Here is a 19,455-nt window from a genome sequence, read left to right on the forward strand (position 1 = left end):
GCCGGTTATATTATTCTTTCATCCCTCTGCCGGAACAAAACTGCCTCCTCCGGTGTAATCTCTCCTGCTTCCAAGGCTTCCAGCATGTTATCAAGGGCTGCTGCAGATACATCCTCATATTTATTTTCTGTTTCCGGTAAATCCACAAAGGCAGCCAGTTTAATTTTGTTATCCACAGTTACCTTTTTTTCTCCGCCCGGTTTTAAAGCACCATTAAAATCTTTATCTTCCAAATAGAAATGACGGATTCTCTCCTTTACTTCCGGGTTGGTAAAGGTTTGCCGGTGCATCAGATTTTCCTGCCTGATATACTCCGGCAATTCCCTTAATATCCTGCCTGACAGATTACTCTTTAAGATCTTTAGGGTGATTAAGGGCTTTTCCGATAAAGATCTTGCAATGTTTAACGCCTCTTTTAAGACATCTTTACTATTGGTGAAGGTAACCTTTGCTCCTTTTTGAAATAGTTCCTCCCCTGAGTACGATTTAGCAGTGTACATCATTTCCGAGGACAAGTTAATTCCGAATTTCTCTTTTAATATATAGGTTGCTCCCATACCCGGAGTAAATCCATACTTTGCAAAGACAGCACTGTAAATACCTTCTTTCGCCATAATAACAATGTCTCCGAATAAGCCAAAGAGTAACCCACCGCCGGCTGCATGTCCCTGGATTGCCGTAATAACAGGAACCGGTGCTTCCAACAAGCCTCGGTATAAAAAGGGAGCATCGGTAAAACTGTTCTTTTGATTGGCTATATTTAATAACTGTTCCTGGGTTCCGCCCATACTGAATATATTCCCATAGCCTGTCACAATAATTGATTTAATCCTGGGATCTTTTTTTACCTGGGCGAATTTGGCCATTAATCCTAGGACCAGGTTTTCAGCAAACATATTTCTGTTTTTTTCATCCTGCATTGTAATTAAGGCAATGGATTCATCTATTACCTGTAAGGATACTTCGTTCCCTTTATAATTGCTTTCCGCATATTTAAAATCCAGCTCGGTTTCAAAGCCATTTGGAGCAGCCTCACTTTGAGTATCAGGAATTGTAACTTGGCTGCTTTCCTTAAGGCTACTTTCCTTAAGCATTCTATCCTCTGCTTCTGGTTTCTTTTGGAAACTGTTATACCAGTAACGCTTCTTTTCAAAAGGATAGACAGGAAGAGACATTACTTTTGGTTTTTTCTCCCCGTAAAGTAAATTCCAGTCAATCTTTGTTCCCGTTACCCAGAGTTTCGCTAAATTAATCAGATTCTCATTTTGAATGCTTTCTGTAATATAGGAATCAAGAGAATCCTCCTTAAAAAATTCTTTCTTCTCCACCGCGCTGCCGGTTATAAAACTAAAGGTTTCATTCCTGTCATTCATATAATCTCTTAGTTTTTCATGAAGTTCCTTTCCTTCTGCAGCAATAACCGCCAGCCGGTAATCTTTTTCCTCCCTGCCGGTTTGTAAGGTGTATGCCAAATCCCTCATATTGATTTGTTGTGACCAGATATAACCCGTTTCTTGTATTTCACCTGACTGACTATATTTTTTGAGCTGCTTAGGATACTTACTGTATAAGTATGAGGCAGTACTGTCTACTGATGGGTTTTGAAGTACTTCCCTGACTGATAAATCCACATTAAGCTTTTGATTAATTCTTTCTACAAGCAGATTTAGTTTTACCATATCTAAATTCATCTCTGAGAATACTCCCTCATTATCTATCTCCAAAGCTTCTACTTGAATCAGTTCCGCAATCAGTTCACAGACAAAGCTGCGTACCCAGGGTATGGCACTATCCCCTGCCTCTGGTTGACTGCCTGCATTTTCAAGATGAAGGCACAGAGCTTTTGCATATTGTTTTAATCTGTCCTTATTACGTGCAGATAAAATAATGAGTTGAGGTTTAGCCGTGACCTGACCTGCTGCCTGTTCCTTCTCTACATATTCCTCCAAGATGATATGGGCATTGGAACCGCCGGCACCGAAAGCACTTATGCCTGCTATTCTCGGGCAATTTTTTACTTCTCCATCTATTTCAATTGTTGGCGGCACCCAATTAGAACAGCTTCTTTGAACATAAAACGGAGTATTTTCAAAGTCGATATTCGGATTTGTTATTTCACTGTGTAAGGAAGGCACCAGCTGCTTATGTTTCATCTGCAATATTATTTTTGTTATTCCGGCAATTCCGGCCGCTGCCTCGGCATGACCGATATTGGATTTTACCGATCCGATGGCACAGTACTGTTTTTCTTTGGTGTATTTTGTAAAGGACTTTGTAAGTCCGGTTATTTCAATCGGATCTCCAAGTGAGGTACCGGTTCCATGGGCTTCTAGATAGCTGATTGTTCGGGGATTTATATGTGCCTTTTCCAACGTTTTTACGATGAGATCACTTTGTTTCTTAGGATTTGGTACTGTATATCCGTTGGTTCTGCCGCCATGATTGATGGAACTTCCCCTTATTACGGCGTAGATATGATCTCCGTCTGCTTCGGCCTGGCTTAAGGATTTTAATAGTAAAGCCCCTACACCCTCACCGGGTACATAACCGTCGCCGCCTTCTCCAAAGCTCCTGCATCTGCCGTCCGTGGAAGCAAAGTTGTTGGCACATAAGTATTGATGCTTCGTCGGGTGTATGGTAAGATTTACTCCGCCGGCTACCGCCATCTGGCATTCTCCTCTGTGTATACTCTCACAGGCCAAATGGATGGTGGTCAGAGAAGAGGAACACATTGTATCAATGGCAATACTGGGACCAGTTAAATCAAAGGTGTAAGATACCCGGTTTGCAATGGATGCATAGGAGGAACTGAGTGCCATAGGATTTCCGTAAAGGGTCTCTTCTGCACCGAACATCTGGTAATGGCCATACATAACTCCTACATAAACGCCGATTTCATACTTCTTAAGCTTTTCTAAATTATAACCTGCGTCTTCCATTGCCTCCCAGGTCACTTCAAGAAATAAACGCTCCTGGGGATCCATCATTTCCGCATCTCTTGGTGTAATGCCGAAAAACAGAGGGTCAAACATATCATAATCTGATAGGAAGCCCCCCCATTTACTATAAGTTTTGCTTTTTATACCCTTTTCCTTGTTGTAATATTTTTGATAATCCCAGCGTTTTGGAGGGATTTCTGTAATACAGTCTATTCCCTTTTTCAGGTTTTCCCAAAATTCCTCCAGGTTCTCAGCCATGGGGTATTTACCGCTTATACCGATAACGGCAATATCATTGTCATTCCGGATACTGTTTATGTTATCGCTGTTCGTGCTATTGCTATTTGTGTTATTGTTGTTTGTATTATTACTGTTTATTTTATTACTGTTCGGAATATTGCTGTTCGTAACATTGCCGTTCGTATTAATGTTTCTTATATTGTTATTTGTAATATTACTGTCTGTATTACTATTAAATGTGGTATTACTACCTGTATCATTGATATTTGAGTTATTGCGGCTTGGATTATTACGATTTACATTGTTGCTGACGACATTTCTATTGGCGTCATTACTGCTTACAGGTACATTGAAAAATCGGTTTTTCCCGAGAATCTTCTCCTCTTTTACGTGTTTTTCCTGTATAGGAGCAGTTGCTTTGTTACTTATAGAAGCTGCGTGATTGTTGTGAAGCAATTTATCCAGGATGATTTCTTTATAATTTTCCTCAAAGTATTGTACCAGTTCATGGAGGTTCTGATATTCAAAAAACAATGTTTTTGAGATAGGGCCAAAATCTTTTTCAATCTGATTTGTCATTTTTACTATGGACATGGAATTAATACCATACTTCTCCCATGGTTCCCCAGGATTAAAACTGCCCTCGGCTAACTTTAATTCTGCCGACAAAACCTTTATCAAATAGATCTCTGTGGCTTTACTCAAATCATAAGAAGTTATTACACCATCGGCTTTAGGCGGCTCTGCCGCTTTTTTCTCTTCATTTAGAAGCCCACTTATTACTTTATGTTTCTCTGCTTCTGCCTCTACAACAATTACCTGTTCATAAGGACTGTTAAGAGCTCTTAGTAAAACTTCCATTCCTTTTTCGTCATTAATTGAAAGCATTCCGTAGTTTTCCAATAACCACTCTTTTTGCTGCTGTTCAATCTGCATACCGCCATTCTCCCATAAGGGCCAGTTAATGGCTCTGATTCTGGTGTCCGGAAATTCCTTTGCCAAATATACCGCGTAATTATCTACGAAAGCATTGGCATAAGAATAATCGATTTGGCCGACATTACCGAATATACTTGCCAATCCGGAAAAGAACACAATAAAGTCCAGGGGATACCCCTTTAACTTTTCGCTCAAATATACGGAACCATAAATTTTAGGACCTAATACTTCTTCAATGGTTTCCTTCTTCTTATTAAGTGCCAGGGTATCATTAAGTACCCCGGCACAATGAAAGATTCCATTGATTTGTCCGAATTTAGCCCTACATTCTTTCAACAGGTAATCAATATCTTCCTCTTTCCTTAAGTCGGAACGAATATAGACAACATCGGCTCCAAGTCTTTTTAATTCTTCCAATCCCTGTTTTTTGGAATCATTTAAAATGGTGCGACCCGTAAGAACAATATTTCCATGAAAAGTTTCTGCCAGATAACGGGCTATAATCCTTCCGATTCCACCGGCACCGCCTGTGATTATATAAGTTCCTTTCTTCTTTACCGGTACCCCGCTTTCTTGTAAATTGGGTAATTGGATTTCACGAAACTTCCTAATAAATCTTCTATCCCCGTTATAATTAATCTCTGTCTCGCTCTGGTCACTTAGCAGCTCTCCGGTTATGATTTTAAGCATAGAAATAGGATTATCATTTTCTTCCTGGGTTGCAGTTTCTTTCTGGGAAGCAGTTTCCTCCTTGAATGCAGTTTTACTCTGGTATGTAGTCTCTTCCAGGAGTGTAGTTGATTCCTGGAATGTAGTTTCTTCCTGGAATGCAGTCTCTTCCTGGAATGCAGTTGATTCCATGTCCACAGCTATGACTTTAAATTTATAATTGGGATTTTCTAAATGTATTGTTTTCGCAAATCCGCTTACTGCCTCATATAACGGTTCTGTTTTGCCCCTGGTGTTATAGATAAAGAGTACCTTAAGCTGATTTTTTATTTTTAACTGCAATAAGGTCTGGGTAATAAACAGCAAAGAATAAAAGCTTACTTCAAGCTGATTTCTAACTTTAGTTTCTTCCGCATGAAACTGTTCTTTTGCCCATAAATGAACGATTCTTTCCGGCAAAATATCCTCATCCAGCAAATTTTCGAATAACCGGTTATAATCTCCTTTATCCGATGGATTAATTTCATAGGTATAGGCATCAAATTTATAAAATTTTTCTCCGGGTGTTACAAGGATAACAGGAGAGGCTTCCAATTCCGGATCAGCAATGAAAGCATTTCTTATTTCACCGTTGTAGTCGAATAGGATCATATTATTAAACATATGATTTCTTTGATTCTCATTTTCTTGAAACGCTACGCTTTGATTCAGGATTAATTCACTTTCCTCCCACCAGCCTTCATATGTTTTCGTAACCGAATGAGAGTCCGTGTTTTTCACTTCGTTAAATGACTTATTTTCTTTCAGTAAACTTAAGCCTTCCTTAGCAGTAATTTTTTTCTCTACTATCATCTTTAATATTTCACTTCTACTAAGTTTCTCCTCAATCATTGGCTTCCTCCATCATTTTTTCCACTTCCCATGCCGTTAAGGTTCCGTTTTCCAATTGTTTTAACAGCTCTAAGGTATCATCCTTATCTTTTTCTGTCTTAAGTTCCCTTATATTGTAACCATCAATTATAGCAAGGATTTCACCTTTCTTATTGGTAATGGTAATATAAAAAGTAAAAGAGTTATTCTTAATGGATTCATTTACTTTAATTACATGGGCGTAACACTCTGTTTCTAAAGGGTTCAGGAGTTTTATTTCCTGAATTAAAAAGGGAACAAAGGCAGCTTTGGAATCAATATCCAGATAAGCAGCTAATCCGATGGCTGTCTGCAAAGCTCCGTCAAGTATGGAGGGATGGATTCCGTAATCATGAAATCCTTCGGCAAGGGCAGCCGGAAGTTTAAGATATGCCAGTGCTTCTCCGGAATTGCTGTAAAGCTCTTGTATTACCTGAAAGATTTGTCCGTAATTCAGACCCCTAGCTTGAAAAGAGGCATAACATGAATCTCCCGTTACAACCCTGTCACATCTTTTCTTAATCACATCTAACTCTATCTTATTATTTAAATGTAACTCCTCCTGCATATCTTCTTCAAAATCCAGTATCCCCTGGGCATGTGTCAATCGTGCTCCGCTGTCTTTTGTATAGATTTCAAATGCCACTTGACCATCTTCAATACTTAGTCCCAGATTGACTTCTTTGCTGTCCGTAATGATAATCGGTGTTCCCCAAATAAGATTCTTAAAACCCATTACCGGTAATTCAGCTGCTATTTCACCGCCTGCACGGACCATTTCAATATAAGCTGCACCCGGCATAATTTTTTTACCGTTTATTTGATGGTCTTTTATGAAACCTTCCTTCCCGCAAAACAGTGTTGTATATTTTTGTTCCTTCAGCGTTGAAGTATTTTGCCCAATCAATGGATGAATCCGAAGGGACTTATTGTTTTTATCTGCTTTTACGACCGGCTGGCTTTCTATCCAATATCTATCCCTGGCGAAAGGATAGGTAGGCAGTGAAACTTTTTTATATTTTTTCGAATTATATAATAAGCCCCATTCCAAGGAATATCCCTTAACATATAATTCTCCCAAAAATACAAGCTTCTGCTTATATTCAGAATCCCCAGACAGTATTACACTAAGTTCTTCTAATACTTCATTGCCGGACTTTTGAACCTCTGGTTCCGGTCTGAAATTATTGCTGATATAATCACCTGAAATCATTTTGCTGTCCGGTGAATGACCAATTGCCAGTTCCAGTTCCTGAACCAATTCATCTGTGGTTTTAACAATATAGGCTGCCCGGTAAGAAAAATGGCTTCTTCCAGCCATCAAGGTGTATGCAATATCTTCCAGGGAGTGAGCCTTTTTATCTGCTTCCAGCCAACTTACCATATCTGTTAACTTAGACTTTAATGCTTGTTCTGTTTTTGCAGACAAAGCCACGATATGATATGGTAAAGATATTGGTTTCTTAACCGGCTCGCCCGTATATTCTTTCATTACCATATGGCTGTTTGTGCCGCTGATACCAAAGGCACTGATTGCGGCCGTTCTTGGTATTCCATCCGTTGCCATCCATGGTTTTAATTCCGTATTTACATATACCGGGCTGTCCTTAAATGAGATTAACTCATTACCGGTTTCATAATTTATACTTGGCACAAGTTTTTTATATTTCATACAAAGCAGGACTTTAATTAGACTTGCCATTCCCGAGGCTTCCAGAGCATGACCGATATTTGCCTTTACGGCTCCAATTGCACAGAATTGTTTTTTATCCGTAAATTTAGCAAAAGCTTCACTGAGGGCTTCTATTTCAATGGGATCTCCCAGCTTTGTCCCTGTACCGTGTGCCTCAATATAACTTATATTTTCCGGGTTTATCTTATATTTACTATAAACTTCATATTCCAGTGCAGCCTGGGAAGGTGCGCTGGGTGCGGTGATCCCGTTACTTTTTCCATCCTGATTAATTCCAGTACCAACAATTACGCTATAGATTTGGTCACCGTCTTCTATGGCTTTATCAAGCTTTTTAAGAACCACTGCCCCGACTCCTTCCGCAGGAATAAAACCGTCTGCCTTATTATCAAAAGGACGGCATTTATCCTGATAGGAAAGCATTCCCGTACTGCTTGCGATTGTATGGAAATATGGAGTCGGAAAAACATTGACCCCGCCAGCTATTGCTATTTCCGAATCTCCCGTTATAACACTAGCACAGGCCTGGTGCAGAGCAACTAATGAAGAGGAGCAGGCAGTCGTCACTACCACACTGGGTCCCCTCAAATTCAGTAAATAGGATATCCTGGCAGACAGAATGGGCAGGGTATTGCCGGTAAATACATAATTGCTTTTATCGATGCCGCTCTCTTCAATCAGCTGCATATAATAGCTGTCATTGCAGCCTACATAGACTCCGCATTTCCTTTCATCCAGATATTCATCTGAAAATCCCGCATCCTCCAAAGCCTTCCAGGCTTCCTGCAAAAAGAGCCTTTGCTGTGGGTCCATTAACTCGGCTTCTCTGGGTGAAATATTAAAGAATAAAGGATCAAACTTATCGGCATCCGCTAACATGCCTGATGTTTTTATATAACTCTTGTTGGGAACTTGAGGGTCGGGATCATAAAAGCTATCTAATTCCCACCGGTCAATTTCTGCAACTGAATTCTTTCCGCGACATAAATTCTCCCAATACTCAGTCAAGGTGGCTGCTCCCGGGAACATACCGGATACGCCGACTATGGCAATATTCATGGACGGATCATCTGATGACAGTTTATTTCTGGAGGGATTATCTATAGATGAATATTTTCTCTTGTCCACACCGGAATCGGTATATTTGGCTTCTCCGCTGTTTCTGACTTCTCCGCTATTTCCGGCTTCTTCGATGTTTCTGACTTCTCCACTGTTTCTGGCTTCTCCACTGTCTCTGGCTTCTTTACTGTTTCTGGCTTCTTCACTGTTTCTGGATTTTTCACTGTCTATGGTTTTTTCACTGTCTGTGCCTTCTGCCTTTCCGTTACTTTGAACTTCTACTGACTTATTTGATTCCAAATCCATATGTATCTGATCTTTGTATTTTTTTAATATGAATTCTTTTAATTTTATTGTAGTAGGATAATTAAACAAGGCAGTGGAATTAAGCTCGATTCCAAGTTTTTCACTGATTCTGTTGATAATCTGTCCGGACAAGATGGAATCCACACCATACTCCTTATAAGGTGTATTAATATCCAATTCCCCTTTGTTGATCTTTAATACTGCCGCCAAGCAGTCCAGTATAGCAGCTTCAATAAATTGACCCACGTCCTTAATATCCTTTTGTGTAATGTTTAAAGATGAGTCAGAACTTTTCTGATCCTGTTCCCCAGTTTTCAGTTGTTTTAATACCGGGCTTTTTCTCTCACCTTTTTTTACGGGAAGTTTGACCTCACCGTCACTTTCGGAAACAATGACATTTTGATGTAAGCGAATGTCCTCCTTATCAGGCTGCCCGAATTGTTTTACATTGCTGTAGCCCTCTTCCAGTAAAAGATTTCTCCACATTTCATTGCTCAGTAAAGGTGAGCCTTTCATACGGCTGCTTTCATCTTCAAATAACCACCAGCCATCCAACAGCCCAAAGGTTAAGGTGGCAACTTCTTCTACTTTTGTATTTTCATTTAAAATCAGCCACCCGTTCTTCTTAAGCAGAGTTTTTGCGTTTTTAACCGTATTATTGATATTGATTGTGGCATGTAAAACATTTGTTGCAATAATCATATCAAACTCTCCCGGTAAATATCCCTGGGACAGAATATCTTTCTCGATATTTAAGTACTGAAACCTGACATAAGGATTCTCTGCTCCAAAGGATTCTTCTCCATATTTTAGAAAGGCCTCTGATATATCCGTAAAATCATATTGCAGTCTTTCGCCGTATTTCCTGATTCCTTCAAAAACAGTGCGGCTGGTTCCTCCTGTACCGGCACCGATTTCCAATATCTTAATCGTTTCATTGCCAGAAAGACTCTTTAAGCGGCTCTCGATATAAGAGTTCACTGCCCAGGTAATAACTTCATTCATATAATCCGACACTTCATTTCCATTATAGATTCTCTCCACCAGTTTCATTGAAGAATCCGGAAATACAATATCCGTGGCCGGGCATTCTCCCCTTAATATTTCCCAGAAATGTCTGGAGCAAGTCCATAATAACTCCATATAAGGGATAACAATCGGATAAAGCTTTAATAAATTATCCTTTTCTTCCTCTATCCTAGATAACCGGCTTTTTAAGACTTCATTTTCTATCCATCCGGTTGCTGTATAAGTATCACCTTCCCTAGGAACAATAACACCATCCTTTTCTAAAATAGAGAACATACTGTCAAACAGCCTGTTGTACTTTTCTATAATATGTAATTCCTTTTTCATATTTTCCAGACTGTAATACTGTTCTTTTTGTGTAAATATGCCCTTCTTTTGAAATGCATCTAATAATATTAAAAGTGTAAATTTTCTTAATTCCCGGAAGGATTCATCTATTGTTTGAAGCCTGTCATGTCCTAATTCCGGCATATCTTCCTTAGATAATATACCTATACTTACCGGATTATCTTCCTGTTCCAAAGCAGATATATTAATATTAAAGTCTGTGCCTATACTTTTAAGCACCTCCTCACTTGCTTTGATTGCAAGTGTCTGTACCGCTTCTGACCTTAATATCCTCTCAATTCCGTCAATACCTTCCTGGGTTTGAATGGGATATATTCCGCTGGCAGAAAGCCTCCTGTTATATTCATCTCCTGCCACAATTCCAACTTCGCCCCAGTATCCCCAATTAATTAATTTAACGGGATAAGCTAACACCTCATTTTCATATAAAGCAAAGGAATCGGTAAAAGCACAAGCTGCTGCATAATTACTTTGACCCTGGTTTCCGAGAAACGTCTGGCCTGATGAAAAATACATTAAAAAGTCCAGTTCTTCCTCTTTTATCGCATTATGAAGAACTACACTACCCTTTACTTTCGGTGCCAGAACCTGTTTTAGTGTCTCCTCTTCCATATTCCGAAGGGAGTGGTCTTGTAAAACAAGGGCGGAGTGGATTACTCCGTTTACTTTACCGAATTTTGATTTGGCAGTCCGAATTACCTTTGCCATACTTTCAGGATCAGTTACATCTCCCTGAACATAGAGTGCTTCCCCTCCCCTGGCTTCTACCTTTTTTATCTTTTCTTCTATTTCCTGATTTATTTCCCTGCGTCCGGTAAGAACAAGCTTTCCGTGATATTTCTTAGCAATATGCAAGGACAGTTCCAGTCCTATGCCGCCGGTTCCGCCGATTATGAGATAGACTCCACCTTCTTTCAATCCGGCAGTTTCCTGTTGAGACAAATTAACCGGATATATTTTACGGATATACCTGACATTATCCCTAATCGCCACTTCGGACTTACTGATTGAATGATTACCATTGATAATAGACTGTACTGCAAACTCTCCTTCTCTGGATACGGTATCTTTTCCGGACATGGTATCTTTTCCGGACACCGTATCTTTTCCGGAAAAGTCTATATTGAATAAATCTATATCAAATCCGCTTATCTGCCAGTCAGGGAACTCTTTCTCTGCTGATTTTGCCAAGCCATACGCACCTGCCGCATAGGGCAGACAACTCTCATCCGGTAATATTCTATGTACATTATTAGTTACCACTTTTAACGTGATACTGCGGGATTCGTATCCGTACTTTATCATAGCCTTAAAAAGCCGGTACAAGGCCATCACACTCTGTTCCTGAATCAAATCCAAATATTCCAACTGATTGATATTAAGCTCTTTTGCGGTAATTCCACCGAAAAAGATAAAGGTGTCAACATCCTTTGCTTCCGACAGCAACTTTTCAAAGGAAGATTGGGAGGTAGTATCTAATATATACTCATTAGATGAAACTTTTTCCCACCGGGTATCTAATTTGGCTTTAATTACTTCCTGGTCTTTACATAATTTTTCCATCAAACTACTGATTTCAACAGAAGCTTCACCAAAAATTATAAGAACTTTCTGTGACTTCCTAATACTGCCGGTTTTAAATTCAGACTCTTTCATACGTTCCCACTTAGGAATGTAAAAAAAGTTATTATCATCATTTACTACAGACAATTCATCGGACTTCTGTCCGTCATGATTCTTTTGCTGTACTATAACAGGCTTCGCCAGTGAATATTCTTCCCTGGCAAACGGATAAGTCGGTATGGAAATAAGACAGGGTAATGTATCGGCAGAGTATAACCAGTTCCAGTCAATAGAAACACCCGATATCCACAATTCGGCAAGCTTATCATATTCTCTGCCCTTAATTAAGGCCTTTACAAATTCCCCGCTTGCTGCTCCTTCAAAAACATCCTTGATCGTCAGGGATTTGGTATTACCCTGATAGAGATTTGGTATATATTCTTCCCCATTGATATAAGCCTGTAATTTCTTATTTACTTCTTTCAGGTCAGAAGCTACAATTGCGATTCTTTCCTGCATAGATTCACGGCCAATCTGCAGGGTATAGGCCATATCCTGAAACAGGCTGCCGGTGTCACCTTCACCGTTATTACTATGTGATTCAATAAAACGCTGGTGTTTTACCGCATACTGTTTTAGTTTCTTTTCGTCCCTGGCTGAAAAAACATAGATCTGCTGTGATAGATTTCCAGGGCTTACCGGTACGGCCGGTTTTATATACTCTTCTATTACAATGTGGGCATTGGAACCGCCGGCTCCAAAGGATGAGATTCCGGCTGTCAGGGGATATTCTTTTACCTCTCCGTTCAGCTTTAACGTACACCGTTTCCACGGCTCAAACTCCTGCTGTACCTTAAATGCGGTGCTGTTAAAGTCAATATTGGGATTTAATACATGTGAATGAAGAGAGGGAACCAGATATCCATATTTCATCTGTAACAGGATCTTGGTAATACCAGCAATACCGGCCGCACTTTCACAATGACCTATATTGGATTTTACCGACCCGATTCTGCAGAATTGTTTTTCCTCCGTATATTCACTGAATACTTTATTTAAACCGCTGATTTCAATGGGATCTCCAAGAGCCGTTCCTGTACCGTGGGCTTCTATATATCCGATTGTTCTGGGATTGATACCGGCTTTTTTATAGGTTCTGCGTACAACCACTGCCTGGGCATTGGGATTTGGTACCGTATAGCCGTTGGTTTTACCGCCATGATTGATGGCAGTGCTTTTAATTACGCCATAAATATGATCCCCGTCAGCCGCTGCCTTTTCTAAAGGTTTTAGTAATATGGCTCCTACCCCTTCTCCCGGGACATAACCGTCTCCCCCGTCGCCAAAGCTCTCACAAAGGCCTTTGCTGGAAAGAAAATTATTTTGTCCTAAAAGCACGTATTTATTAGGATGAAGCGTTACATTGACACCCCCGGCAACCGCCATCTCGCAATCACCCTTTTGAAGACTCTGGCAGGCCAGATGTATAGCCGTTAAGGAAGAAGAGCATAACGTATCCACTGCCATGCTTGGGCCGTGAAAATTAAAGAAATAAGAGACTCTGTTTGCAATGGAAGACAAACTTCCGTTTAACGCGATCATATTCCCCTGTGCCTGCTCCTGTACACCGTAGAACTGGTATTCTTCAAATAAAGCGCCTACAAAAACGCCTATGTTACCTTCCATACCATTTTCTTTGAAACGGCTGCAAGCCTCTTTTGTATACCCTGCATCTTCCAGGGTTTCGTGGACACAGGTAAGGAAAAGTCTCTCCTGAGGATCAATTATTTCGGCTTCATGGGGAGAGATATTAAAAAATAAGGGATCAAACTCATAAACTCCGTCTAAAAATCCTCCCCACTTGGAATTTATCTTTCCTCCCTTATTTTTATCCTGGTCGTAATAAGCCTTATAGTCAAAACGGTTCTCTGGAATTTCCGTAATACAGTTTTTGCCTGTCTTCAGATTTTCCCAGTATTCGTTCAAATCCTCTGCCTTTGGATATTTACCAGCAAGGCCTATAATAGCAATGTCGGAGAAACTATTTTTATCTTCTTTCCCTTCTTTTTCTTCCTGTTTTAAAGAAGCAAACCGCCTTTTCTGATTCTTTTTCTCAATTCCGGGTGTTATAAAAGGTATGTATTCTTCCTCATTTATAAGTTCTTTATCAAGACTTTTATTTAGGTTTTTATTAAGGTTTTTCTTGAGATTTTCATTAAAGTTTGTATTATAATTTTCATTCATGTTTGTATTATAATTTCCATTCATGTTTGTACTATAATTTTCATTGAAGTCTGTATTAAGCACCTTATTAAACTCTGTATTAAGATCTTTACCATTCTCTTTATCCGAATTTATATCCAGATCCTTATTACTGCTACTACTTACCGTTCCCAAGATCTCTCTGAGTTTCTGATGGTGTTCCTCCATGAAATACCCGGTAATCTCTTCAATAGTCCTGTATTCAAAAAACAAGGTTTTCGGAAGTACTCCAAAAGCTTCCTCCAGTTTATTTGTCATCTGCATGATCATAACAGAGTCTATACCATACTCCTCCATAGGGACATCGTCTTCTATTTTATGCTTTGGCACCTTTAATTCTTCCGATAACAGCTCTTTAAAATATAAAGTAACATTTTCTTTTGAAATAGCTGGTTCTGAGCTGCTATTACTGCTGGTTTTTTCCTGGACACCTAAAATTTCATTTAATTTCAGCTGATACTCCGACATAAAATATTCGGTCAGCTCCCCAATGGTCTGATATTCAAAAAATAAAGTCTTAGGCAGGGTTCCAAAGGTTTCTTCCAATTTCCCGGTCATTTGCATAACCATTACGGAATCGATCCCATATTCCTCCATTGGTACATCTTCTTCTATTTTATGTACCGGAACTTTTAGTTCCGCCGACAGCAATTCTTTAAAGTACAGCATTGCTCTCTCTTTTACATCTTGATTCCATTCTTTTATATTTTCTTTCATATCCAATTTTCCTTTTCATTTTGATGAAATTGTTATAAGTTACCCTTTTGTGCTATGTCTGAAAATATGCCGCTGGTTTTCTGCCTATATCTTTATAAATTCACGTATCTTTCTGCCGTCGCCCATTGCAACCATAACTTGTTCCTGGTCCCGTCCATATATTTGATAAAAGGCTTCCAGACCTTTATCGGTCTGCAAAGCTTCCATACCAGTTTTTCCTGCATGGAGTTTTTCTGCTTCTTCTGTCATATGCATACCACCGTTTTGCCATAAAGGCCAGTTGATTGATACTGTTTTACCAAAACGTCTGCCGACTTTTACCTGTTTATTTCTATATACAGCATACTCATCCATAAATGCATTGGCAGCGGCATAATCCGCCTGTCCAGGATTTCCAAGAGAACCTGCTATGGAGGAAAATAAAATAAAAAAGTCCAGGTTAATATCCCCGGCTGCTTGATCCAGATTTAATAAACCGCTTACTTTAGGTTCCAGTACTGTCTGGAATTCTTCCGATGTTTTTTTATAAATATAGTTATCACGATTAATGCCTGCACAATATAGAATCCCATGGAGATTCCCATACTCTTTATTTATTTCTTCGATAAGCCCCTGCACTCTTACAGCGTCCGTAACATCTGCCTGCTTGTACACAATCGCTGCCCCAAGCTTTTGAATCTCTTTCAGGCTTTCCTGCTTTACCTGATCAAGGTTTCCCCTGCCTGTTAGGATAATCGTCGGATTCTTTGCTTCCTTTGCTATTTCCCTTGCAAATATGAGGCCCAGTTCACCTCTTCCGCCGGTGATCAAATAGGTTCCATTATCTCTCCAGGGTTTCTTCCCTGTCAGAACCTCCGGCAGTTCTTTCCACCCTTTTACATAACGTTTTCCGTTCCAATAAGCGATCTGTTTATCCGCTGGACTTTTTCCATTTTGAATAATTTTATCAATTAGTTCCGCTGTAGTTTCTCCCGGTCCGATTTCAATAATCTGACCGCTTATTCTGGGATTTTCCTGTTCTGCTGTTTTTAACAGGCCGCTTAAGGCTTCGTATAACCGTTCTTCATCACCATTTTGAAGAATGATCTGTACCAGATTCTTTTTGCTGTTTTTATCTGCCAGAACTTTCTTAATTTCTTCAAAGATTTGACCGGTATACTTTTTATACCTGATACCAATGTCACTACTGGTATCCACCAGTTCCATACAGCTGAAATTTTCAGTGCTGTTAATCAAACCTTCCTTTAACCGGCCTTCGCTGATTTCCGGAACTTCACATAGTATAATAAGGCGGTTGTCATATTGGAATGTATCTACACTTAAAACCGGTGCTTCCTTCCACTCCGGTGCCAGCAAAAGCAGCTCTCCCGGATTCTTCTGTTTATCAGCCGTATTTTCAAACTTTTTTAAGGTTAATCCTTTCATTTGAATACAGACTTTACCGGTATTACTGCATAAATCGATATCAAATTTCTTAAGATTATTTCTGTTTTTTTCTGTGTTAATGGATTTAATATAGGCCCATTCTGGTTCTGGATTCGGATCGATTACGGTAAGTTTCTGTAATGCAAAGGGTACAAAGGCTCCCATTTTATCACCTTCCATCATCAGCCCCATTGTTGCCTGGACGGCAGAATCCAGAATACTTGGATGAAGGGTATATTCCTTTCTTGTGCTTTTTACTTCTTCGGGAAGTCTAATTCTCGCCAGGATTTGATCTTTTCCTATATAGAGCCTTTCAATTCCCCTTTGTTCCCTTCCATATTGAAATCCGATCTGTTCAAATGCCCTGTAACACTCATCTTTTAAAACTTCCCTATGGTTACATTCCCGCTGTTTGGCACTGATATCTATTCCAAAAGGCTCTTCGGTAAGTCTTAACTTTCCGGAACCTTCACTATGTATGCCTGCATCCTCTCCGCTGATCTGATAGGAAATCTCTTCATCGCTTTCCAGATATAAGGCGATTTTTATCGGAACCGGCTTTTCTTTTACTACAACCGGCTTGGCCCAAATGATATTGTTTAACTGGATTATGCTATCCTCCCTGTTACAATCCATGGCTGCTTTTATGGCTGCTACTGCCATTTCCAGATAAGCAACTCCCGGTAGGATTTTCTGGTCATGAATTACATGGGCTTTTAAGAAAAACTCATTGCCGTTTAATACGGTGCGGTATTTCTGTTCGGTAAAATCAGATATATTTTCATGGAGCAGGGGATGGAGGAAGGAAACTTTTCCTGCTTCCTGATTGGCTTTTTCCGTTTGAGTTTTAGGAATCCAGAAATTTTCTTTTTTAAAGGGATAAGTCGGTAAGCTGATTATTCCCGGTTTATCTTTCCCATAAAGAACATTCCAGTCAAAATATAATCCCTTTACCCACAAATCAAGTATCTTCTCATATTTGCCCTTTTTCGCCCAGTTATTTAAGGTCTCAGCGAATTCCTGGTCATTTTCAAAGATTGATATGGTTTTCTTATGTGCCTTTATATTTCCATGAAAGATTGCCTTTTGTTCTTCTCCTTTTATGTAAGCTTCCAGTTTCTCTTTAAGATCTGGTATAGAATCCGTGAGAATAGCAGCTCTTTCCTGCATGAGTTCACGTCCGCTTTGCAAGGTATAGGCTATGTCTGTAAGTTTGTCATTCGTTACTTCATCGTCCCTTAGAAACTTAAGGAACTCTCCGGCATAGACTTTAAGCCGTTCTTCCGTTTTGGCAGACAGTACTATGATAGTTTGTGGAAAATGAAACGCCCTGTTAACAGGTGCTTCCTTCTCCTTATATTCTTCAATTACAATGTGGGCATTGGTTCCCCCAAAGCCAAAGGAACTGACCCCTGCTCTTCTGGGCAATGGATTTCCATGGGCATCCATTAACACCTCCCAGGGCTTATTTGAGTCTATCACATAAAAGGGGCTTTTCTCCAAACGAATCAGGTCATTGATTTTATGAAAATGAAGATTCCCGGGAATAAGCTTGTGTTTCATGGACAACAGCACTTTAAAAACACCTGCAATCCCCGATGCAACCTCCAGATGCCCTATATTGGATTTTACGGAACCGATTCCGCAATAATTTTCTTTTAAAACAATACCTTTTGCTTTTGCCCCTTCTTCAAAGGCTTTCTTTAATCCGTTTACTTCGATTGGGTCCCCTAAACTGGTTCCGGTTCCATGGGCTTCTATATAGGATACAGTATTGGGTGTTATATTTCCTTTATCCCATGCCGTAAGGACTGCTTCCGCCTGGGCAAGGGGGCTGGGAGCAGTTAAGGAATTGGTCAGGCCGCAATGGTTTACGGCAGTCCCTTTAATTACTCCGTGTATTTGGTTGCCGTCCTGAACTGCTTTACTAAGAGGTTTTAATAGTATTGCTCCAACACCTTCGGCCCTGACATATCCGTTGGCAGAACCGTCAAAGGTCTTGCATCTGCCGTCTTTGGAAAGCATTCCTGCATGACTGAAGGATAAATAGGGACGAGGTATGCACAGAAGATTAACGCCCCCGGCAACCGCCATCTCACATTCCCCGTTCTTAATAGCCTGTACTGCCTGGTGGATTGCAACCAGCGAGCTGGAGCAGGCAGTATCTACCACACTGCTGGGCCCGTGTAAGTTTAAAAGATAAGAAATCCGGTTTGCCGTAATACAAAAATACGACCCTGTGGCCGCATAAATATCAAAATTAATGTCGCTGTCTGCAATCAACTCATTGTAGTCATCATTACCGACACCAATAAACACACCAGTATTCGACCCTGCTACCGAAGAAGCTTTATACCCTGCATCCTCAAATACCCTCCATACTTCTTCTAATAAAATCCGCTGCTGGGGGTCCATTAATTCGGCTTCTCTAGGGGAGATATTAAAAAACTGTGCATCAAAACCTTTTATATCTTTTAGAAATCCTCCGCATTTGTTGTTAGCCTTATTGCCTTTATGGGGATCTCCGTAATATTCGTCCTTGTTCCACCGGTCCTGTGGAATTTCGGTTACCAGATCTTCCTGATTGACTAAATGGTCCCAAAATTCTTTTAAATTCTCCGATTGGGGTAGCCGTCCGCTCATCCCTATTATGGCTACATCCTCTGTAAATGCCAGTTTGATTTCACCTATCTTTTTTTCGTCATTCTTATTTTCATCTATTTTACTTTCAACTATTTTATTTTCATCTATTCTACTTCCATCTATTTTATTTTCATCTATTCTGCTTTCATCTATTTTACTTTCATCTATTCTACTTTCATCAATTCTACTTTCATCAATTCTGCTTTCATCTATTTTACTTTCATCTATTCTACTTTCATCTATTCTGCTTTCATCTATCTTTTTAAGAACAGTATCACTTTCTGTAAATAATCCGGATAGTTCCCTGACAGGACCTGTTTTACTTTCAATATGCTCAGGTTGATTTTCGAAGGAGGAATCTATAAAATCAGGGGTTGGTTCCTCGTACTTAGTAACAGAATATAAGTATTTCTCATTTAAGTATTTTCCAATTTCCCTCATATTGGAATACTCAAAAAGTAAAGTGGAGTCAATGTCTGTATCCAACCGGTTATTGATCATGTCGGTGAATTCATTGAGTGCAACGGAATCTAGTCCGAATTCACGCAGATCTGTATTCTCATCTATTTCCTTTTCTTCTATACTTAATAACTCTGCAAGGATGGCAACAAGTATTTTTTCTACTTTTCTTTCGCCCTCCTGCAGAGTATCCCTTGAAATATCAGTATTTCCTTTCCCTTTCATATTTCCTCCCTCTTATTCTGGCGACATCAA

3 protein-coding genes are annotated in these 19,455 nt (G+C 39.7%); all 3 read right to left on the minus strand.

The genetic code is table 11. The features are described 5' to 3' along the window. Nucleotides 1–5 precede the first annotated feature (5 nt). Nucleotides 6–5,678, minus strand: a complete 5,673-nt coding sequence (locus tag QA584_RS18540) for an SDR family NAD(P)-dependent oxidoreductase (RefSeq protein ID WP_278270583.1) — start codon at nt 5,676–5,678, stop codon at nt 6–8. Then, nucleotides 5,671–14,673, minus strand: a complete 9,003-nt coding sequence (locus QA584_RS18545) for an SDR family NAD(P)-dependent oxidoreductase (protein WP_278270584.1) — start codon at nt 14,671–14,673, stop codon at nt 5,671–5,673. Before QA584_RS18545 ends, QA584_RS18540 begins: the two co-directional genes overlap by 8 nt. Nucleotides 14,674–14,757: 84 nt before the next feature. Beyond that, complete coding sequence (locus QA584_RS18550; RefSeq protein ID WP_278270585.1) at nt 14,758–19,425, minus strand: type I polyketide synthase; 4,668 nt, start codon at nt 19,423–19,425, stop codon at nt 14,758–14,760. Nucleotides 19,426–19,455: the final 30 nt, after the last annotated feature.

Source organism: Anaerocolumna sp. AGMB13025 (genome assembly GCF_029689925.1).
In the GTDB taxonomy this organism is placed as follows: Bacteria; Bacillota; Clostridia; order Lachnospirales; family Lachnospiraceae; genus Anaerocolumna.

Coding starts and splice junctions, on each gene's coding strand:
- QA584_RS18540 (WP_278270583.1), bottom strand. CDS start 5,678: ATGATTGAGGAGAAACTTAGTAGAAGTGAAATATTAAAGATGATAGTA.
- QA584_RS18545 (WP_278270584.1), bottom strand. CDS start 14,673: ATGAAAGAAAATATAAAAGAATGGAATCAAGATGTAAAAGAGAGAGCA.
- QA584_RS18550 (WP_278270585.1), bottom strand. CDS start 19,425: ATGAAAGGGAAAGGAAATACTGATATTTCAAGGGATACTCTGCAGGAG.